Here is a 19,807-nt window from a genome sequence, read left to right on the forward strand (position 1 = left end):
GCCCTTGGGGCCTGTGTCGCCACCTCAGCCCCTACACCACGACCTGACCGGGAGTACGCCCCCGTGGCCACGTTCCTCTACAGACTCGGCCGGCTCGCCTTCCGGCGACGGCATCTCGTCGCCCTGATATGGGTCGCCCTGCTGACGCTCGCGGGCGTCGGCGCGGCCTCCGCGCCCACACCGGGCACCACCTCCTTCTCCATCCCGGGGACCGAGGCGCAGAAGGCCTTCGACCTGCTGGAACAGCGGTTCCCCGGCGCCAGCGCGGACGGCGGTACCGGACGCATCGTCTTCAAGGCGCCCGACGGCGAGAAGATGACGGACGCCGACAACCGGGCGACCGTCGCCAAGACCGTCAGGGAACTGAGCGACGGATCCCAGGTCGTCTCCGTCACCGACCCGTTCACCACCGCCGCCGTCAGCGAGGACGGCACGGTCGCCTACACGTCGGTGAAGTACGACGCCCCCGGCATGGAACTGGCCGACTCGACCAGGGACGCCCTGGAGGCGGCCGGGGACGACGCACGGGCCGCCGGACTGACCGTCGACATCGGCGGTGACGCGCTCCAGGCCGGGGCCGAGCCGGGAGCGGCCGGTGAGGTCGTCGGCATCGCCATCGCCGCCGTCGTCCTCGTCATCACCCTGGGCTCGCTGGTCGCGGCCGGACTCCCGCTGCTGACCGCGATCATCGGCGTCGGCATCGGCGTGTCCACCATCACCGCCCTCGCCAAGGCGCTCGACCTCGGCGACACCACGTCCACCCTCGCGCTGATGATCGGCCTGGCGGTCGGCATCGACTACGCGCTGTTCATCGTCTCCCGCTACCGCGGCGAGCTCGCCGACGGCCGGGACCGCGAGGAGGCGGCCGGCCGCGCCACCGGCACCGCCGGATCGGCCGTGGTCTTCGCCGGCCTCACCGTCGTGATCGCCCTGGCGGGCCTGGCGGTCGTCAACGTCCCGATGCTCACCAAGATGGGCCTCGCCGCGGCCGGCACGGTCGTCGTCGCCGTCCTCATCGCCCTCACCATGATCCCGGCGCTGCTCGGCTACGCGGGCCGGAAGATCCGCCCGGCGGGCGAGAAGCGCAAGCCGCGCGGCGCCGGCAAGGCCGGACGGACCGAGCGCGCCGGGACGTCCAGGGCGGCGGCACCGGCCAAGCCCGGCCTCGGCACCCGCTGGGCGAGCTTCGTCATCCGCCGCCCGGCCGCCGTCCTGCTGCTCGGCGTGGTCGGCCTCGGGACGATCGCCGTCCCGGCCACCCAACTGGAGCTGGGCCTGCCCGACGACGGCTCGCAGCCGACGTCCACCACGCAGCGCCGGGCGTACGACCTGCTGTCGGAGGGCTTCGGCCCCGGCTTCAACGGCCCCCTGATGATCGTCGTCGACGCCCGGAACAGCGACGACCCGCAGGGCGCGGTCACCACCGTCACCGATGGGATCAAGGAACTCGAGAACGTCGTGACGGTCACCCCGGCCGCCTACAACAAGGCCGCCGACACCGCCACGATCACCGTGATCCCCGACTCCAAACCGTCCTCGGTCCAGACCGAGGACCTGGTGCACGCCATCCGCGGCGAGAGCGCCGACATCAAGGCCGACACCGGCGCGGAGGTCCTGGTCACCGGCACCACCGCGATGAACATCGACTTCTCGCAGAAGCTCAACGACGCGCTGATCCCGTACCTCGGCCTGGTGGTGGGCCTCGCCTTCCTCCTCCTCATCGTCGTCTTCCGCTCCATCCTGGTCCCGCTGAAGGCCGCCCTCGGCTTCCTGCTCAGCGTGCTCGCCGCGCTCGGCGCGGTCGTCGCGGTCTTCCAGTGGGGCTGGCTCGGCGGGCTGCTCGGCGTCGAGGAGCCCGGCCCGATCATGTCGATGATGCCGATCTTCATGGTCGGCGTGGTCTTCGGTCTCGCGATGGACTACGAGGTGTTCCTCGTGACCCGCATGCGAGAGGCCTACGTCCACGGCGAGACGCCGGCCCAGGCCGTGGTCACCGGGTTCCGGCACAGCTCGCGGGTGGTGGCCGCCGCCGCGATCATCATGATGGCCGTCTTCGGCGGCTTCATCACCTCCAGCGAACAGATGATCAAGATGATCGGCTTCGGACTGGCGATCGCCGTCTTCTTCGACGCGTTCGTGGTCCGCATGGCGATCGTCCCCGCGGTCCTGGCCCTGCTCGGGAAGAGGGCCTGGTGGCTCCCGAAGTGGCTGGACCGGGTTCTGCCCAACGTGGACGTCGAGGGCGAAGGCCTCAAGGCCCTCGACTCCCGGAACACGGACCCCGACGCGGACAAGGACCGGGAACTGGTCCGCGCGTGACGCCGCGCTGAGCGGGCGCGGTGGAGAGGAAGCCGGCGAGGGCCCCGTGGGGACGGGGCGCCCTCACCGGCTTTCCTCCGCTGGGGCCGATCCGCTCGCCTGCCCTCTACACGCACCGCTAGCGTGCCGTGCATGACGACGACAGCCGCCACTGACGCCGATGAGCCCGCGAACTCCGCCGGTTCCGTGACCACCGCGCCCTCCGGGGCACACCCCCGTTTCGCCGAGGCACTGGACGCCCTCGGCCTCGCCGGCCTGCACGCCGACATCCGCCGCTTCCCCGACGCGACCCGGACCGCCGCCGAGGCGGCCGCCGCGATCGGGTGCGAGCTGAGTCAGATCTGCAAGTCGCTGGTCTTCACGGCGGACGGCGTGCCGGTGCTGGTGCTGATGGACGGGGCCTCCCGCGTCGACGTGGAACTGGTCCGCAAGGAACTCGGGGCCGGGAAGGTGAAGCGGGCCGCCGCCGACGTCGTACGGGAGACGACCGGGTACGCGATCGGAGGCGTGCCGCCGTTCGGGCACCGTACCCGCACCCGGGTCCTCGCCGACCGGAGCCTGTTCGCGCACGACGTGGTGTGGGCGGCGGCCGGGACACCGCACACCGTGTTCCCCATGGCGCCCGAGGCGCTCGTCGGACACGCCGGCGCCACTGTCGTGGACGTGCGCGAGCGCACCAGGTGACCCCACTGGTCACCACGGCCGTCCTGCTCGCCGCGGTCACGCACGCCAGCTGGAACGCGATAGCCCACCGCATCACCGACAAGCTGACCGGCTTCGCCCTCATCTCGGGCGGCGGGCTGCTCATCGGCCTCGCGATGGCGCCGTTCACGGCGTTCCCCGCGGCGGCGGCATGGCCGTACCTGCTGGTCTCGGCCGCGATCCACATCGCCTACTACGCGCTGCTGATGCGGTCGTTCCGGCTCGGCGACTTCGGGCAGGCCTACCCGATCGCGCGCGGCTCGGCGCCCCTCGTCGTCACCGTCCTGGCCGCCGTGTTCGCGCACGAGGTGCCCGACGGCTGGGCCGCCGCCGGGATCGCCGTGTCCTGCGCGGGCCTCACCGGCGTCGCCGTGTGGGGCCTGCGCGGACGGCGCCCCGACTGGGCGGCGATCGGCGCGGCGCTGGCGACCGGCCTGACCATCGCCGCGTACACGGTCGTCGACGGCCTCGGCGTCCGCGCGTCCGGGTCCTCCCTCGGCTACATCGCCTGGCTGATGGCCGTCCAGGGCACGGTCCTGCCCCTGTACGCCGCCGCCCGCCGGCGCGGCGGAACCCTGGCGGTCCTGCGCCCCCACGCCGCCCTCGGCCTCCTCGGCGCGGCCCTCTCGGTCACCGCCTACGCCCTCGTCCTGTGGGCCCAGACCCGCGCCGAACTGGCCCCCATCTCCGCCCTGCGCGAGTCGTCGATCATCGTCGGAGCGGCGATCGGCGCCATCTTCTTCAAGGAACGCTTCGGCGCCCCGCGCATCGCCGCCGCGGCCCTTCTCGTGGTGGGCATCGGCCTGATGCTGCACACGGGGTGAGGACGACGGCGGCCGGGGCGCCCGAGGCACGTGGCCGGCGCCTCGCCCGGACACGGTCTCGGCGGCCGTCACCCGCGCGCGGCCGCCGGACCGCCGTCCCGGTGGCGGGACCGCCGCCCGGCTCACCGTCGGGCGGCGGTCGTACCCGGCTTGCGGGAACGGGGCACGCACCCCGGTTCCGGACCCGCTGGATCGTACGGCCGCAGAAGGCCCCCGTCTCCTACGGCCGTGCGTAGGGCCGCGTCATGATCTCCAGGTTGTGGCCGTCCGGGTCGGCGAAGTACGCGCCCCGGCCGCCGAACAGGCTGTTCGTACGGCCGGGTTCGCTGTGCCGGGGATCGGCGTAGTACGTGACGCCGACCGCCTCCAGGCGGGCGATCATCGTGTCGAACTGCTCCTCCGCCACGAGGAACGCGTAGTGCTGGGACTGGATCGGCTCGTCACGCATCTCGTAGAAGTCGAGGGTGACGCCGTTGCCGAGGTCGACCGGCAGGAACGGGCCGAACGGCGCGCCGACCGGGAGGCCCAGGATCGCGGCGAGGAACTCGGCCGAGAGCTGCCGGTCACGGGCGGGCACGGCGAGGTGGTTCAGCTGGGGGAGCGGTGTCTGAGCAGGCATGGTGAGTGAAGGTCTCCGGTCTCGGTGTCCAGGGTGGTGCCCTCTGCGGGGGGCGGGAAGGAAGGACGCGGAGACGGAGCGGCGGGCCTCTGGCCCGCCTCGCGCTCACGCCGAGACCGGGCGCCTCACTCGTGCGTGGCCCAAGGCCGACCCGGCAGTCACCTGAGGGACGGTAGTCGCCGCCACGCGCAGGCGCAATCATGATTCCGTCCGTCGGCCGTCGGTGGCCGGAAGCCCGTGGCCGGTGGCCCGTGGCCGGTGGCCGGAGACCACCTGAGGTGGCCGGGCTGTTCCTCCCGTGCGGCGCCGGGGCGAGAACCCGACATCACCGCGCTCCGGCCGAATGGGTGCGCCCGGACGCCTTGAGGAGCACCCTGGAAGCAGATGTTCCGGAGGTGATCGTCATGATGCACACCACAGTCGGATGGCATGTCGAGCTGGAGTTCGAGGAGGACGATCAACACACACGGGCCGTCGCGCTGGTCCGGTTGCCCGACGGGAGCGAGATCCGGGCGCACGGGCACGCCAGCCGGCACCGGGTCGACCCCAACCAACCACGGGTCGGCGAGGAGATCGCCGGCGCTCGTGCCCTGAACGAGATCGCCATGCAGTTGCTGACGAAGGCTCACATGGAGATCGACGACGCGTCGGGAAGGACCTCGCACCCGATCCACGTGTGAGCGAGTGAGCGAGTGAGCGAGTGGAGGAGAACCTCCGCCCGGTCAGCCGGCGGTCGTGGCCGTCCGTACGGCCCGCACCAGCGCCTGCGCCCGCGGATCCGCCGTCACGCTGGACCGGAAGCCGCTCGTGACGTAGCCGAAGGCGATGCCCGACTCAGGGTCGGCGAAGCCGAGGGGGCCGCCACGGCCGGGGTGGCCGAAGGAGGCGGGGGACAGCAGCGGTGAGGCGGCGCCGTGCAGCATGTAGCCGGCACCGAAGCGGGTGTTCACGACGAGCACCCGGTCCGCCCCGGCGGACCGCTCACCGCGTGCGATCCGCACGGTCTCCGGGGCGAAGAGGCGTCGGCCGCCGTCGGGCTCGCCGATCAGCGACGCGTAGAAGCGGGCCAGTCCGTCCGCCGTGGCGATGCCGTTGGAGGCGGGCAGGGCCGCCGCCCGGTACGCGGGATCGTTCTCGTCGGGCAGCGGGGTGATCGCGGCGAAGGCGCGGCGGGTGAGCGAGTCCGGGTCGGCGTAGGCGTCGGCGACCGCGCGCTTGGGGCGCGTGCGCAGCGCGCCCGCCTGCGCGGGCGCTTCGGTCTGCCCCACGCGTCCCACGCGCGCCCGCTCGCGCTCCGGCAGGCCGAGCCACAGTTCGGCCCCGGCCGGTCCGGCGATCTCCTCGGCGATCCAGGTGCCGATCGGCCGCCCGGTGACCCGACGCACCAGTTCGCCGGTCAGCCAGCTGTAGGTCTGCGCGTGGTAGCCGTGGTCCGTGCCGGGCTCCCACGCCGGCGCCTGTGCGGCGACCGCCGCGGCGCCGACCTCGGGGTCGGCGGCCTCGGCGGGCGTCAGCGGCCGGTCCAGCACGGGCACGCCGGCACGGTGCGCGAGCACGTCCCGCACGAGCGTCCGGTCCTTGCCGGCCGCCTTGTACTCCGGCCAGTACGTCCCCACCGGCGCGTCCAGGTCCAGCTCCCCGCGCTGCCACAGCATCAGCAGGACGGCGGCGGCGACACCCTTCGTCGCCGAGCGCACGATCTGCGCGGTGCCCCGTTCCCAGGGCGCCCCGCCGTCGACGTCCCGGCCGCCGCCCCACAGGTCGACGACCTTGTGCCCGTCCCGGTAGACGGCGACGGCCGCGCCCCGCTCCCCGAGCGAGTCGAAGTTGCGGGCGAACGCCTCCCTGACCGGCTCGAAGCCGGCGGTCACCGTGCCGTGCACATCCACGTCCGTACGTCCTCTCGGCTCACCTGCGACGGAGGGGTCAACGCCCCCGCGCAGCCGACGATTCCTGGGGCCGGCCGGCCCGGCGGGATCGTTACGTCGATGTTGTCGCGCCGCGTGGACGAGCACGGCGCGTGCTCCGACACGCTTGCCGGCGTCACGCGCCCGACGTCACCGAACGCGGGTCGAAACCGAACGGCAGCTCCAGCCGGTGCGCGCGCATCAGCGCGTCGTCCGCGAGCAGATCGGCCGTGCGCCCGTCCGCCGCGATCACGCCCTCGCTGAGGATCATGGACCGCGGGCACAGCTCCAGGGCGTACGGCAGGTCGTGGGTGACCATGAGGACGGTGACGTCGAGGGAGCGCAGGATGTCGGCCAGTTCGCGGCGCGAGGCGGGGTCGAGGTTGGAGGACGGCTCGTCCAGGACGAGGATCTCCGGCTCCATCGCCAGCACCGTCGCGACCGCGACCCGGCGGCGCTGCCCGAAGGACAGATGGTGCGGCGGACGCTCCTTGAACTCGGCCATGCCGACCTGGGCGAGCGCCCGGTCCACGCGCTCCTCCAGCTCCGCGCCCCCCAGCCCGGCCGCCGCGGGTCCGAACGCCACGTCCTCCCGCACGGTCGGCATGAACAGCTGGTCGTCGGGGTCCTGGAAGACGATGCCGACCCTGCGCCGGATCTCCGCCATGTGCCGCTTGCCGACGGGCAGCCCGGCGACCGTCACCGTCCCGGCGCCGCCGGTCAGGATGCCGTTGAGGTGCAGCACGAGGGTGGTCTTGCCGGCGCCGTTCGGCCCGAGCAGCGCCACCCGCTCGCCGCGCGCGATCGAGAAGTCCACGCCGAACAGGGCCTGGTGGCCGTCGGGGTAGGCGAAGGCGAGGCCCGAGACCTCGAGGGAAGCAGTCACAGGGCCCATCCCAGCACGCAGACGACGAGGGCGGCGAACGGCAGGGTCAGCGCGTACGACCACTGCGCGCGCGAGGCGGTCACCTCGTCGATCACCGGCATGGAACCGGCGTACCCCCGGCTGACCATGGCCAGGTGCACGCGCTCCCCGCGCTCGTAGGAACGGATGAACAGGGCGCCCGCGGACTTGGCGAGAACGCCCCAGTGCTTGACGCCGCTCGCCTCGAACCCGCGGGACTCCCGCGCGATCCTCATCCGCCGCATCTCGTCCGTGATGACGTCGCCGTAGCGGATCATGAAGGAGGCGATCTGCACGAGCAGCGGCGGCAGTCTGAGGCGCTGGAGGCCGAGGAGGAGTTCGCGCAGTTCGGTGGTGGAGGCCAGCAGGACGGAGGCGGCGACGCCGAGGGTGCCCTTGGCGAGTACGTTCCAGGCCCCCCACAGTCCGTTGACGCTGAGGGACAGCCCCAGGACGTCCACCCGCTCGCCCTCGGCCACGAACGGCATCAGCACGGCGAAGGCGACGAACGGCACCTCGATCAGCAGCCGCTTCAGCAGGAAACCGGCCGGGACGCGGGCGCGGGACGCGACGACGCCGAGCAGGACGGCGTACAGGCCGAACGCCCACGTCGCCTCCCGCGGCGTCGACACCACGACCACGACGAAGGCGAAGGTGGCGGCGAGCTTGGTGTGCGGCGGCAGGGCGTGCACGGGCGAGTGACCGTGCCGGTACAGCCGGTGCGCGTGCCCGGCGCCCATGTCAGAGGTCCACGGCCGTCGGGGACACGTCGGCGCCGCGGCGTCGGCGTACCGCCCAGAACACGGTGCTGCCCGCGACGACGGTCACGCCGACGCCGATGACGCCCGCTAGTCCGCCGGACAGCCGGGCGTCGCCGACGTCCTTGACGCCGTAGTCGGCGAGCGGGGAGTCCGAGGCGGAGTGCTCCTCGGCCTTCTTGTCGATGCCCTTGTCGGCGGCGACCTTCTCCAGGCCGTCCGGATTCGAGGAGGCGTAGAAGCTGACGAAGCCGGCGAGGACCAGGGAGGTGACCAGGCCGCTCGCCCACAGCGTGCGACGGGAGGTGCGCGCCGCGACGGGCGCCGACGCGGGAGCCGGAGCCTCCTCGGCGGCGGGCAGGTCCACGAGTTCGCCGTTCACCCGCAGCTGGAGCCGCTGCTGCAACCCGCGCGCCCCGTACACGAGATCCGGCCGTACGGCGATGACGGCGCCGACCGTCAGCGCGGTGATCGCGGCCTCGCCGACGCCGATCAGCACGTGCACGCCGACCATGGCGGTGGCCACCTTGCCGATCGCGACGTCGGTGGTGCCGCCGACCGCGTACATCAGCGTGAAGGCGAGAGCCGCCGCCGGCACGGACAGCAGCGCGGCGACGAAGGAGGCGGCGGTGACGGAACGGCGGGTGCGCGGCAGCACCTTCACCAGCCCGCGGAAGACGGCGTAGGCCACGACCGTCGTCACCACCGCCATGTCGGTGATGTTCACGCCGAGCGCGGTCAGGCCGCCGTCGGCGAAGAGGATGCCCTGCATCAGCAGGACCACGGACACGCACAGGACCCCGGTGAAGGGGCCCACGAGTATCGCGGCGAGCGCCCCGCCGAGAAGATGGCCGCTTGTTCCGGCCGCCACGGGGAAGTTGAGCATCTGTACGGCGAAGATGAATGCGGCCACCAGGCCGGCCAGCGGCGCCGTGCGTTCGTCGAGTTCGCGGCGCGCCCCGCGCAGGCTCACGGCGATGGCGCCCGCGGCGACGACTCCGGTCACGGCGGAGGTCGGGGCGTTGATGAATCCGTCGGGTACGTGCACCGTTCGATGATAGTGGCTTAATGCGAACGGGTTGCAAGAGAGAGTCCGTCTTCGTGCCGGCTCCACTCGGCCGCGGGTGATGAGGTCCGCGCATCGCACATGTGAGATACGCCCGCTCAGGAGGGCGGGGACCGGAAAACGTGCGACATTGGAGGGGGAGTGGACGTAGAGCTTCCGTACAGGCCACGCAGCGTGAGAGGGCGGTCGATGTCTGTAGTCGAGCAGTACGCGCGAGCCCACATCGTCACGGACGCGGATCTGGTCGAGGAGGAACGCAACGCCGTCCCCGTCGTTCTTCGCTACGACCCCGACGACGACCCGCGCACCGTCCGGGTCGGGCTCCCCGGCACCCATGAGTGGACCATCGCCCGCACCCTCCTCGAACAGGGCCTGCGCGCCCCGGCCGGCAGCGGGGAGGTCCGCGTCTGGCCCTGCGGACGGGTCCAGGCCATCGTGGAGTTCCACTCCTCGCAGGGCGTCTCGGTCGTGCAGTTCGAGTCCAAGACCCTCCTGCGCTTCCTGCGCCGCACCTACACGGCCACGGCGCAGCCCGTGAGCCACTGAGCGGACGAGGCGGCGGCGCGGTGCCGGGGCCGGCGAGCCCGGCCCCGCCCGTGACCCACTGAGCGGACGACGCGGCGCGGTGCCGGCCCGAGCCCGGCCCGAGCCGGACGAGAGGCCGTGGGGCGTGTCGCTGAAAGCGGCCTCGTCCGCACGCCGGGCAGACGGGACCGGCCTTGGGGACCGGCGCTAGCTCCCGGCCCTCAGCAGCGCCGCCACGATCGGGCCCGCCGACTCGCTGCCGTGGCCGCCCTGCTGGACCACACCCGCCGCCGCGAGGTCACCGCGGTAGGCGGTGAACCAGCCGTTGGGCTGCTTCTGCCCGTCGACCTCCGCGGAGCCCGTCTTGGCGCCGTAGTCCGGGCCGAGCCCGGCCATCGGCTCGGCGGCCGTGCCGTGAGCGGCCGTGTAGTTCATCAGCTCCCGCAGCTGCGACAGCGTGTCCGAGGACATGGTGCGCGCGGCCTTCGCCAGGCTGCGGCCGTCCACCGACGGGGCGACCAGGTACGGCTGGTGGAAGCTGCCCGACTTCACCGTGGCCGCGACCGACGCCATGTTCAACGGGTTCATCCGCACCCCGCCCTGGCCGATCAGCTCCGCCGCCTTCTGCGCCGCCGACTGCACCGGTACCGCGCCGTCGAAGGTCGGCACGCCGATCGCCCAGTTGTTCATCGACAGGCCGAAGACCTGCTGGGCCTGCTTGGTCAGGCTGTCGTCGTCGAGCTTGCCCGCCTGGCTGATGAAGGCCGTGTTGCAGGAGCGCGCGAAGCTCGCCTTGAAAGTGCCGCCCTTGATCTCGAACTTGTCGTCGTTCTGGAACTTCCAGCCGCCGTACGTGAAGTACTTCGGACACGGATGCGCCTTGTCCGCCGACGCCAGGTCCTTCTCGATGAGCAGCGAGGAGGTGATGACCTTCATGGTGGAGCCGGGCGCCAGCGAGCCCTGGAAAGCCGTGTTGAAGTTGGGGTTGCCGTTGGCGACCGCGAGGATCTCGCCCGTCGAGGCGCGGGTCACCACGACCGACGCCCGCGCGGCGCTCGCGACCTGCTTCTCGGCGGCGGCCTGGAGCGACGGGCTCAGCGTCGTCCGCACCGTGCCCGGCGTGCCCTCGCTCAGCTCCAGCAACGTCTTGTCGGAGGACTTCTTCGCCTTCGACGCCTTGCCGCGCACCACCCGCAGCTCGACCCCCGCCCTGCCGCCGGCCTTCTTGCCGTACTTCTCGCGCAGCCCGTCCAGGACGGTCCCCAGCGACGGGTACTTCTTCGCGGTCAGCTCACCGCCGTCGCGGTCGAGCGCCTTGACCGGCGGATCGCCGGCCTCGCCGGTCACCAGGGTGTCGCCGTCGGCCAGCTCGGGGTGCACCACGGACGCGTGCCAGTCGACGAGCGGCTTGCCGTCCTTCGCCCGCCGCACCACGGTCAGCGCGCTGTCGTACGCCACCGGCTTGCTGGTCCTGCCGAAGGTGACCTTGCCTTTCACGGCGAAGGGGACCTTGTCCCCGGCGTGCGGGCCGGCCGTGAGGGTGGCGCCGGTGATACGGGCGTCCTTGGTGTAGCCGGTGAGCAGGGCGGCGGCGGCCGCCGGGTCGTCGGTGGCCGCGGCGGCCTCGGCGACCTTGCCCTGCTGCCAGGCCGTCAGGAACGCCCGGGCGGCGGTGGTGACCTCGGTGGCCGACAGGGGGCCGGTCCTGACCGCCGGCTTCCTCGCCGCCCTGGCCGAACCGTCCTCGGCCGCCGCGCCCCCGCCGTACAGCGCGTAGCCGCCGAGGCCCGCGCCTCCGACGACGACGGCGACGGCGATCATGCCGCCGACCACGGCCGGCCGCTTGCTCCGTCGCTCGGCGACGCGCCTTCTCTTGCCCACTGCCCGCGATCCTCCGTGTTCTACGGGGGGCCGCCTCGCCCCACTGCCCCGCTGTGTGAGTCGCCCCGGCCGACCGTGCGAGTCGTCCTCACCGGCACCGGCGGCAGATCGCGATTCCGATTCCGATGCCGACACCGACGACGGCGCCCAGCCTAGAGTCCCCGCCGGTGGGGTGACGTCACCTGTGACGTCACCCACGCCCTACGAGTGTCTTCAGGCGCCCGACCGCAGTACGGCCGCGACGATCGGCCCGGCCGCGTCGATGCCGTGACCGCCGTCCTGGACCATGGCCGCGGCGGCGACATCGTTCCGGTAGCCGGTGAACCAGCTGTCGGACCGCGCGTTCCCGTCGACCTCCGCCGAGCCGGTCTTCGCGCCGATCCGGCCGCTCAGCCCCGACATCACGTCGGCGGCGGTGCCGCTGGTCGCGGTGCGGTTCATCATGGCGCGCAGCTGCTCCACCGTGCTCGCCGGCAGTCCGCGCGCCTGGGCGAGTTCCCGGCCGACGAGGCGCTTCGGCACGAGCACCGGCTGACGGAAGGCGCCCGTCATCGCGGTCGCCGTCACCGACGCCATGTTCAGCGGGTTCATCTGGACCTGGCCCTGGCCGATCATGTCGGCCGCGGTGTCCGGGCCGCCGGAGGCCGGGACGGAGCCGTCGAAGGAGGGGATGCCGGTCTGCCAGTCGAGGCCGATCCCGAAACGGTCCTCGGCCTCGTTGGTCAGCGAATCGACCTTCACCTCGTCCGCGTACTTCACGAAGGCCGTGTTGCAGGAGCGCGCGAAGCTCTCCGAGAGGGTCGCGTCCTCGTCCGGCGCCATGTTCTCGATGTTGCGGAACGTCTGGCTCTGCCAGGTCGCGTCGGCCGGACAGGGCGCCGGGCCGGTCGCGGTGGTGATGCCGTTGTCGATGAGGGTGGCCGCGCTGATGATCTTCATGGTGGAGCCGGGCGCCACCTCCCCCAGGAAGGCGGCGTTCCATCCGTCGTTGCGGTTGTTGGCGACGGCCAGCACCTCGCCGCTGCTCGGCTGCACGGCCACCACCGACGACTCGGGGTACCTCAGGACCGCTTTCTCGGCGGCCGCCTGCGCGCTCGCCCTGAGCGTGGTGGGCAACCGACCCGCCCTGCCCTTCGCCAGGGTCAGCAGCGGGGTGTCGGCGGAGCCGGGGGCGGCGTGGTGGATCGCCAGTTCGACACCGGCCGTACCGCCCGCCTTGTCGCCGTACCGGGCGCGCAGTTCGTCGAGGATCGGCCCCAGTGAGGGGTACTTCTCCTTCGTCAGGACCTTGCCGTCGCGGTCCACGGCCTCGATCGGCGGCGCCGTCGCCTCGCCCGTGACCAGTGTGTCGTCCATGCCCTCGAGTGCGGGGTGCACGACCGACGGCTGCCAGTCCACCAGCGCCTTGCCGGTGGTCACCCCGCGCACGACCGTCAGCCGGCTGCTGTAGGTGAGCGGCTCGGACCTGCCCTGGTAGGACACCGTGGCCTTCACCGTGAACGGCACGCTGGTCCCGGCCGGCGCACCCGGCGTGATCTTCACATCGGTGATGTGGGCGGCCTGGCCGTACGAGGTGAGCAGCGGCCGCGCCTTCCCGGCGTTGTCGGTGAGCGCCGCCGCGCTCGCCCCCTGCCCCTTCTCCCAGGCCGCGAAGAACGCGGCGCTGGTGTCCTTCACCTCGGCGGCGCTGGGGGGCCCGGTCCTCAGCGGCGAGGGCCCGCTCGCCCCCGGTGCGCCGCCGACGTCCCCGTTCAGCGCGTTGACGATGTTGAAGGTGCCGTACCCGGCCCCGCCCACCATGACGGCGAACACCGATCCGACGACGGCCGCCTTGGCCCCCTTGCGCATTGCCGCCCCTCCCCGTTGACCTTCAGGGCTTTCTGAACGCGTTCAGAAGCCTCCCCTCAGCTCACAGTATGCGGAGGAGCGGTCTGCGGGGCGGGAGTTGCTGCAATCGTTAGACCCAGGTGTCCAACCACATCCGTGACCGCCAGTCGTCGATCGGGATGGCGGTGCCGGTGTGCAACGGCCAGAAGTAGATGAAGTTCCACGCGATCAGCAGCACCAGCACACCCGCCCCCGTCGCGCCGACCACCCGCCGGGTGTCGCTCGACCCCGGCCGGCCGACCAGCGCCCCGATCATCATCGCCACCGCCAGACACAGGAACGGCAGGAACACGACGGCGTAGAAGAGGAAGATCGTGCGCTCCTGGTACAGGAACCACGGCAGATACCCGGCCGCGACGGCGCACACGATCGCGCCCGCCCGCCAGTCGCGGCGGAAGAACCAGCGCCACAGCACGAACAGCACCGCGAAGCAGGCCGCCCACCACAGCATCGGCGTGCCGATCGCCAGGACCTCCCGCGCGCACTTCTCGCCCGCGTCCACGGGACAGCCGTCCGCGCCGGGTGCCGGGGACTCGTAGAAGTACGACACCGGACGGCCGAGGACCAGCCAGCTCCACGGGTTCGACTCGTAGGTGTGCGGCGAGGTGAGGTGGGTGTGGAACTCGTACACCTCGTGCTCGTAGTGCCACAGGCTCCGCAGCCAGTCCGGGAACAGCCAGGTCCAGCTGCCGCCCTTGCCGTCGGTGGCCGCCCAGTTGCGGTAGTAGCCGCCCGAGCCGTTGTCCGGGGAAAGGATCCAGCCCGTCCACGACACCAGGTAGGTGACCAGGGCGACCGGCACCGTGGCGAGGAACGCCAGGCCCGTGTCCCGCCCGAGCACCACCCGGTACGGGTGCCGCGCACCGGCCACCCGGCGCGCGGCGACATCCCACAACACCGTCATCAGGCAGAACGCGACCATGATGTACAGGCCGTTCCACTTCGTGCCGATCGCCAGCCCCAGCATGACGCCCGCCGCCCAGCGCCACGGGCGCGGGCCCAGGCGCGTGGTCTCGGCGACGTGCGCGTCCGGGCGGTGCCGGCCGTCCGCGTCCGGCGGCAGCGCGGCGGCGAGCCTCGCGCGGGCCTTGTCCCGGTCGACGACCAGGCAACCGAACGTCGCCAGCACGAAGAACATCAGCACCCCGTCGAGCAGCGCGGTGCGGCTCATCACGAAGTGCAGCCCGTCCACCGCCATCAGCGCGCCCGCCAGGCAGCCGAGGAACGTGGAGCGGAAGATGCGGCGGCCGATCCGGCACAGCAGGAGGACGGACAGGGTCCCCAGCAGCGCCGTCATGAACCGCCAGCCGAACGGATCGAACCCGAAGGCCAGTTCGCCCAGTCCGATGACGAACTTGCCGACCGGCGGATGCACGACGTACGCCGCGTCCGTGGGGATCGTGACATGGCCGCCGCTGCCGAGGATGACGTCGTTGGCGTTCTTGTCCCAGTTGACCTCGAAGCCGCGGTGCACGAGCGCCCACGCGTCCTTGGCGTAGTACGTCTCGTCGAATATCACCTTCTTCGGGCTGCCCAGGTTCCAGAACCGCAGCACGCCCGCCACCAGCGTGACCAGCAGCGGACCCAGCCAGCCGGACCAGCGGGTGATCCGGCCCGCGAGCCCCGCCGGCACGCCGAGCGCCTGCCAGAGCCGCGGGCTCGGCTCGGCGAACGGCGGCACCAGCCGCTCACGGACGTCACCGCCCGGCTCCGCCGCGTAGCCGAACCGGCGCAGCCGCGACGGCCAGCCGGGCCGCCGGTCCTGCGGTGCCTGGTCCGGCCGGTAGTCCGTGGAGTCCGTGGAGGACGCGGTACTGGTCACCGCGCCATCGTAGGGAACAGGGCTGTGGGAGTCCCGGTCCGTCCCCCTGCGAGGATGGAAACGTGACAGTCGCACCCGGAACCCTGGTCCTTGCCGGCACTCCCATCGGGGACATCGCGGACGCCCCGCCCCGGCTCGCGGAGGAGTTGGCCGGCGCCGACGTCATCGCCGCCGAGGACACCCGTCGGCTGCGCCGGCTCACGCAGGCGCTGGGCGTGACGCCCAAGGGGCGTGTCGTCTCCTACTTCGAGGGCAACGAGTCCGCCCGTACCCCCGAGCTGGTCGACCACCTCCTCGGCGGCGCCCGTGTCCTCCTCGTCACCGACGCCGGGATGCCGTCCGTGTCCGACCCCGGCTACCGCCTGGTCGCCGCGGCCGTCGAGAAGGACATCCGGGTCACCGCCGTACCCGGTCCGTCCGCGGTCCTCACCGCGCTGGCGCTGTCCGGCCTGCCCGTCGACCGCTTCTGCTTCGAGGGCTTCCTGCCGCGCAAGGCGGGGGAGCGGCTGTCCCGGCTGCGGGAGGTCGCCGGGGAGCGCCGCACCCTCGTCTACTTCGAGGCCCCGCACCGGCTGGACGACACCCTGGCCGCGATGGCCGAGGTGTTCGGCGCCGACCGGCGGGCCGCCGTCTGCCGCGAACTGACCAAGACGTACGAGGAGGTCCGGCGCGGCCCGCTGGGCGAGCTGGCCGAGTGGGCGGCGCAGGGCGTGCGCGGCGAGATCACCGTCGTCGTCACCGGGGCGCCGGAGCGGGGCCCCGGCGAACTGGACGCGGCGGAACTGGTCCGCCGGGTGCGGGTGCGCGAGGAGGCCGGCGAGCGGCGCAAGGAGGCGATCGCGGCGGTGGCGACGGAGGCGGGTGTGCCCAAGCGGGAGGTCTTCGACGCGGTCGTCGCGGCGAAGAACGCCGCGGGGTGAGGAGCGTTCCCCACCGCCCGGTGAGAGGTATTCCCACCAGGCGGTAAAGAACTGTCGTCGACGGCAAAGCCCACAAGTCGCTCCGCGTCCCGCATCGGCAAGGAACGCCCAAATCGCGACCAACACTCGACAGGTCGGCTGCCTTCGCCCCGGCGGAGCGGTCCACTGGACGGCGGGGACGCACCCGTCCCCCCGTCCAGCGGACCAGAGGAGCTGGCATGAGCGAGATCAGCGACAGCGGGACCAGCGGCATCACGGCGATCGGCGGCGGGACCAGCGGCGTCACCGGGATCAGCGACAGCCGCATCCGCGACATCACCGGAATCAGCGACAGCGCCGGGCTCGCCGGGATCACCGGGCGGACCGGCCCGCGCGGCGCGGCGATCCCCGTCGTGCACGAGTCGTACTCCTTCGCCTGCATGCGCTGCGGGCACGCCTGGGAACAGTCGTACGAGATCGAGCACCACACGGATGCCGAGGGGCACGAGTTCGTCCAGTACGTGGCGGACGGACGGCTCGTGCCGTCCCCGCTGAGCCGCCCCTCCTGCCAGAACTGCGACGGGCACGTCGTACGCATCATGCGGGCCGGCCAGGTCTCCTCCGCGCTGAGCGCGGCCGGCCCCCGCCCCGCGCGTCCGGCCGGACCGGTGGACGCACCGGTCGCCGCGGCGGAACGGCCGTCGGACCGGCACCACTGGCACCTGTCCGATCTCCTGCACCCCTTCCAGCACCGCGCGGGCTGAGCCGACGGGGGCGACCGGCGGCCGACGGAGGCGCCTGCCCCTTCCGTAGGATCGGGGCATGCCTTCGAACGCCGACAAGAACGCGGCGCCGCCGCTCCCGGCCCCCCTGCGGGTACCGGTCGCCGACTCCCACACCCACCTCGACATGCAGTCCGGCACCGTCGAGGAGGGCCTCGCGAAGGCCGCGTCGGTCGGGGTGACGACGGTCGTCCAGGTCGGCTGCGACATCTCCGGCTCCCGCTGGGCGGCCGAGACGGCGGCTGCGTACGACAGCGTCCACGCGGCGGTCGCCCTGCACCCCAACGAGGCTCCCCGCATCGTCCACGGCGACCCCGACGGCTGGTCCCGGCAGGGGGCTCGCGAAGCCGGGGGCGCCGGGGCGCTCGACGAGGCGCTGGCCGAGATCGACCGCCTTGCCGCGCTCCCCCACGTGAAGGGCGTCGGCGAGACGGGACTGGACTACTTCCGCACCGGCCCCGAGGGCAAGGACGCGCAGGAGCGTTCCTTCCGCGCCCACATCGAGATCGCCAAGCGGCACGGCAAGGCCCTCGTCATCCACGACCGCGACGCACACGCGGACGTGCTGCGCGTGCTCAAGGAGGAGGGCGCCCCCGACCGCACCGTCTTCCACTGCTACTCCGGCGACGCCGAGATGGCGCAGACCTGCGCCCGCGCCGGATACTTCATGTCCTTCGCCGGCAACGTCACCTTCAAGAACGCCCAGCACCTGCGCGACGCCCTCGCCGTCGCCCCGCTGGAGCTGGTCCTCGTCGAGACCGACGCGCCCTTCCTCACCCCGGCGCCCTACCGCGGCCGGCCCAACGCCCCCTACCTCGTCCCGGTCACGGTCCGCGCCATGGCGGCGGTACGCGGGATCGACGAGGACACCCTGGCGGGCGCCCTGGCCGCCAACACGGCACGCGCCTTCGGCTACTGACCCGTACCGAACCGGTGCCTGGGCCCGCCCGTCGCAAGGTCGCCCCGCCCGAACACGACTCTGGGTAGCCGCGTCGCTTTGGAGAGTGACCGTCGCTCCGCTAGGTTCTGGGGGCCCGATCCGGACCCCTTCGGACCCCAGGACCCCTGGAGCGTGTCGGCGTGAGCAACGTGCACCACCTGCGGGACGCGCAGTGCGCACAGAACCCCGAGCCCCTCGCCTACGGCGCCGACGGCACGTACGTCGACGTCCACGACGCGGAGACCCTCGCGTACGGGGTGTACGCGGCCCCCTGGGAGCAGGGCACGCCGATCGGGACGTACGAGGACACGTACCGGCCCGCCTACGAGGCGCCGGACCCACGGGCATCGCAGGCATGGCGGGAGTGGCCCGAGCCCGCGCTGCCGCGCCAGGCGGACGGAAGGGCGTGCGTGGACGGCGTGGGGGTGGGCCGGGCCGCCCGCCGGCGCATGACGCGCGAGTCCGAGCGCTCGGGCTCTCCGATGCGCCGCCTGCTGCCCCTGCTGCCGCAGGCGCTGGTCGTCGCGTTCCTCGCGGGCGGGACCACCGCCTTCGTCGCCAAGGACAAGGCGATCGAGCTGACCGTCGACGGCAAGCCCCGCACCCTGCACACCTTCGCCGACGACGTGGGCGAACTGCTCGCGGAGGAGGGGGTGCGGGTCGGGGCCCACGACGTCGTGGCGCCCGCTCCCGGCACGGCCCTCGACAGCGGCGACGAGATCTCCGTGGGCTACGGCCGCCCCGTCCGGCTCACGCTCGACGGCCACCGGCGCGAGGTGTGGACGACGGCCCACACCGTGGAGGAGGCCCTCAGACAGTTCGGGGTGCGGGCGGAGGGCGCCTACCTCTCCGTCTCGCGCTCCCACCGCATCGGACGCGAAGGGCTGGCGCTGGACGTCCGCACCGAACGGGCCGTGACGATCATGGCCGACGGCCGGGCCCGCACCGTCCGCACCAACGCGGCGACCGTGCGCGAGGCCGTCGAGGAGGCCGGGATCACCCTGCGCGGCCAGGACACCACGTCCGTCCCGCCCGGCAGCTTCCCGCGCGACGGCCAGACGGTCACCGTCCTGCGGATCACCGACACGAGGGAGGTGCAGGAGGAGGCGATCCCCTTCCTGGTACGGCGCACCGAGGATCCCGGACTGTTCCGGGGCACGGAGCTCGTGGAGCGGACCGGCCGGACCGGGCTGCTGCGGGTCACGTACACCCTGCGCACCGTCAACGGCGTCCGCCAGAAGCCGAGACGCGTCAGGACCGAGATCGTGCGCGAGTCGCGCGCGCAGGTCGTCAAGGTCGGCACGAAGCCCCTGCCGGCCTCGGTCCGGGGCGCCGACCACCTCGACTGGCGGGCCCTGGCCGCCTGCGAGTCCGGCGGCCGCCCCGACGCCGTGGACCCCTCCGGCACCTACGGCGGCCTCTACCAGTTCGACACCCACACCTGGCACGGCCTCGGCGGCACCGGCCGTCCCCAGGACGCCCCAGCCTCCGAACAGACCTTCCGAGCCAAAAAGCTCTACACCCGCCGGGGTACCGCCCCTTGGCCCCACTGCGGCCGCCACCTCCAGAACTGAACCCGCCGCCCTCCAGCGGCATCCGCCCCGCCCCAGCCCGGGAACCGCCCGGCCCGGCCCCCACCCACTCCCGGCCTGCGCCCCGTCCCCCTGCGGCGACCCGCCACGGACGCCGCCGCGCCGGGGTACGGCCACGGGCTCCCCCGTGCCGGGGTACGGGCACGGGCCCCGCCCGCCCACCCGGCCGTCCGGTTGCCGTCTCGTGCTCGCCTGCCCTGTCCGTCGTCAGGCTGCGGCAAGCGTGCCGCCCCGGGGCGGCACCCAGTGGGCACAGCGCCACGCCGGCTCCGGGCTGCGCGACCACGCGGAGCACCGGCGCCGGGCTGCGCGATCCACCCCGAGCACCCGCGCCGGGTGCCCCACACCTGCGCCCGGTGCGGCCGCCCCACCCCGGCCCC

The 19,807-nt window shown here is 73.0% G+C and carries 17 protein-coding genes; 9 read left to right on the forward strand and 8 right to left on the reverse strand.

The features are described from left to right. The first annotated feature begins 63 nt into the window (after positions 1-63). The 3 genes from ACZ5Y0_RS13160 to ACZ5Y0_RS13170 all read left to right on the forward strand — a co-directional run bounded on the left by ACZ5Y0_RS13160 (position 64) and on the right by ACZ5Y0_RS13170 (position 3,845). Entirely contained in the window at positions 64-2,319 is a 2,256-nt protein-coding gene (locus ACZ5Y0_RS13160) for an MMPL family transporter (RefSeq protein ID WP_469128731.1), read from the forward strand. A 132-nt stretch (positions 2,320-2,451) separates the two neighbouring features. Next, positions 2,452-3,003 carry a YbaK/EbsC family protein gene (locus tag ACZ5Y0_RS13165; protein WP_469128732.1) on the forward strand — a complete coding sequence of 184 codons (552 nt, stop codon included), beginning with the start codon at positions 2,452-2,454 and terminating at the stop codon, positions 3,001-3,003. After that, the gene (locus ACZ5Y0_RS13170) at positions 3,000-3,845 is read left to right on the forward strand and encodes an EamA family transporter (RefSeq protein ID WP_469128733.1); all 846 of its coding nucleotides are present in this window, start codon (positions 3,000-3,002) and stop codon (positions 3,843-3,845) included. The genes ACZ5Y0_RS13165 and ACZ5Y0_RS13170 overlap by 4 nt, the downstream gene beginning before the upstream one ends. A gap of 220 nt (positions 3,846-4,065) precedes the next feature. Here ACZ5Y0_RS13170 and ACZ5Y0_RS13175 read toward each other — a convergent pair whose 3' ends face one another. Then, the gene (locus tag ACZ5Y0_RS13175; protein ID WP_469128734.1) at positions 4,066-4,464 is read right to left on the reverse strand and encodes a VOC family protein; all 399 of its coding nucleotides are present in this window, start codon (positions 4,462-4,464) and stop codon (positions 4,066-4,068) included. Positions 4,465-4,868: 404 nt separating this feature from the next. Between ACZ5Y0_RS13175 and ACZ5Y0_RS13180 the strand changes: the two genes are divergently transcribed. After that, entirely contained in the window at positions 4,869-5,144 is a 276-nt protein-coding gene (locus ACZ5Y0_RS13180) for a DUF1876 domain-containing protein (protein WP_469128735.1), read from the forward strand. A gap of 42 nt (positions 5,145-5,186) precedes the next feature. Here the strand turns inward: ACZ5Y0_RS13180 and ACZ5Y0_RS13185 are convergent, their stop codons facing one another. The 4 genes from ACZ5Y0_RS13185 to ACZ5Y0_RS13200 all read right to left on the reverse strand — a co-directional run bounded on the left by ACZ5Y0_RS13185 (position 5,187) and on the right by ACZ5Y0_RS13200 (position 9,081). Then, positions 5,187-6,353 (reverse strand): serine hydrolase domain-containing protein, encoded by a 1,167-nt coding sequence (locus ACZ5Y0_RS13185; protein WP_469128736.1) that lies wholly within the window; start codon positions 6,351-6,353, stop codon positions 5,187-5,189. A gap of 154 nt (positions 6,354-6,507) precedes the next feature. Next, positions 6,508-7,266, reverse strand: a complete 759-nt coding sequence (locus ACZ5Y0_RS13190) for an energy-coupling factor ABC transporter ATP-binding protein (RefSeq protein ID WP_469128737.1) — start codon at positions 7,264-7,266, stop codon at positions 6,508-6,510. Next, positions 7,254-8,015 (reverse strand): cobalt ECF transporter T component CbiQ, encoded by a 762-nt coding sequence (gene cbiQ, locus ACZ5Y0_RS13195; protein WP_469128738.1) that lies wholly within the window; start codon positions 8,013-8,015, stop codon positions 7,254-7,256. The genes ACZ5Y0_RS13190 and cbiQ overlap by 13 nt, the downstream gene beginning before the upstream one ends. 1 nt (position 8,016) lies before the next feature. Beyond that, positions 8,017-9,081 (reverse strand): energy-coupling factor ABC transporter permease, encoded by a 1,065-nt coding sequence (locus ACZ5Y0_RS13200; RefSeq protein ID WP_469128739.1) that lies wholly within the window; start codon positions 9,079-9,081, stop codon positions 8,017-8,019. Positions 9,082-9,288: 207 nt separating this feature from the next. Here ACZ5Y0_RS13200 and ACZ5Y0_RS13205 point away from each other — a divergent pair, with 207 nt between their 5' ends. Continuing rightward, positions 9,289-9,645 (forward strand): SsgA family sporulation/cell division regulator, encoded by a 357-nt coding sequence (locus ACZ5Y0_RS13205; protein WP_469128740.1) that lies wholly within the window; start codon positions 9,289-9,291, stop codon positions 9,643-9,645. Between the two features lie 186 nt (positions 9,646-9,831). On the opposite strand, the gene ACZ5Y0_RS13210 is transcribed toward ACZ5Y0_RS13205, so the two are convergent. The 3 genes from ACZ5Y0_RS13210 to ACZ5Y0_RS13220 all read right to left on the reverse strand — a co-directional run bounded on the left by ACZ5Y0_RS13210 (position 9,832) and on the right by ACZ5Y0_RS13220 (position 15,214). After that, positions 9,832-11,505, reverse strand: coding sequence for a penicillin-binding transpeptidase domain-containing protein (locus ACZ5Y0_RS13210; protein ID WP_469128741.1), 1,674 nt, complete (start codon positions 11,503-11,505; stop codon positions 9,832-9,834). Between the two features lie 213 nt (positions 11,506-11,718). Beyond that, a complete protein-coding gene (locus ACZ5Y0_RS13215) occupies positions 11,719-13,353 on the reverse strand; it encodes a penicillin-binding transpeptidase domain-containing protein (protein WP_469128742.1) in 1,635 nt (544 codons plus the stop codon). A gap of 109 nt (positions 13,354-13,462) precedes the next feature. After that, a complete protein-coding gene (locus tag ACZ5Y0_RS13220; protein ID WP_469128743.1) occupies positions 13,463-15,214 on the reverse strand; it encodes a dolichyl-phosphate-mannose--protein mannosyltransferase in 1,752 nt (583 codons plus the stop codon). Between the two features lie 62 nt (positions 15,215-15,276). Here ACZ5Y0_RS13220 and rsmI point away from each other — a divergent pair, with 62 nt between their 5' ends. The 4 genes from rsmI to ACZ5Y0_RS13240 all read left to right on the forward strand — a co-directional run bounded on the left by rsmI (position 15,277) and on the right by ACZ5Y0_RS13240 (position 19,409). Beyond that, positions 15,277-16,134, forward strand: coding sequence for a 16S rRNA (cytidine(1402)-2'-O)-methyltransferase (gene rsmI, locus ACZ5Y0_RS13225; RefSeq protein ID WP_469128744.1), 858 nt, complete (start codon positions 15,277-15,279; stop codon positions 16,132-16,134). Positions 16,135-16,457: 323 nt separating this feature from the next. Next, positions 16,458-16,877: a hypothetical protein gene (locus tag ACZ5Y0_RS13230; RefSeq protein ID WP_469128884.1), complete on the forward strand. Its 420-nt coding sequence runs from the start codon at positions 16,458-16,460 to the stop codon at positions 16,875-16,877. Positions 16,878-16,935: 58 nt separating this feature from the next. Then, positions 16,936-17,814: a TatD family hydrolase gene (locus tag ACZ5Y0_RS13235; protein ID WP_469128745.1), complete on the forward strand. Its 879-nt coding sequence runs from the start codon at positions 16,936-16,938 to the stop codon at positions 17,812-17,814. Positions 17,815-17,975: 161 nt separating this feature from the next. After that, on the forward strand, positions 17,976-19,409 hold the full coding sequence (locus ACZ5Y0_RS13240) for a ubiquitin-like domain-containing protein (protein WP_469128746.1): 1,434 nt from the start codon (positions 17,976-17,978) through the stop codon (positions 19,407-19,409). Positions 19,410-19,807: the final 398 nt, after the last annotated feature.

The sequence above is a fragment of the Streptomyces sp. NPDC033216 genome (genome assembly GCF_055577115.1).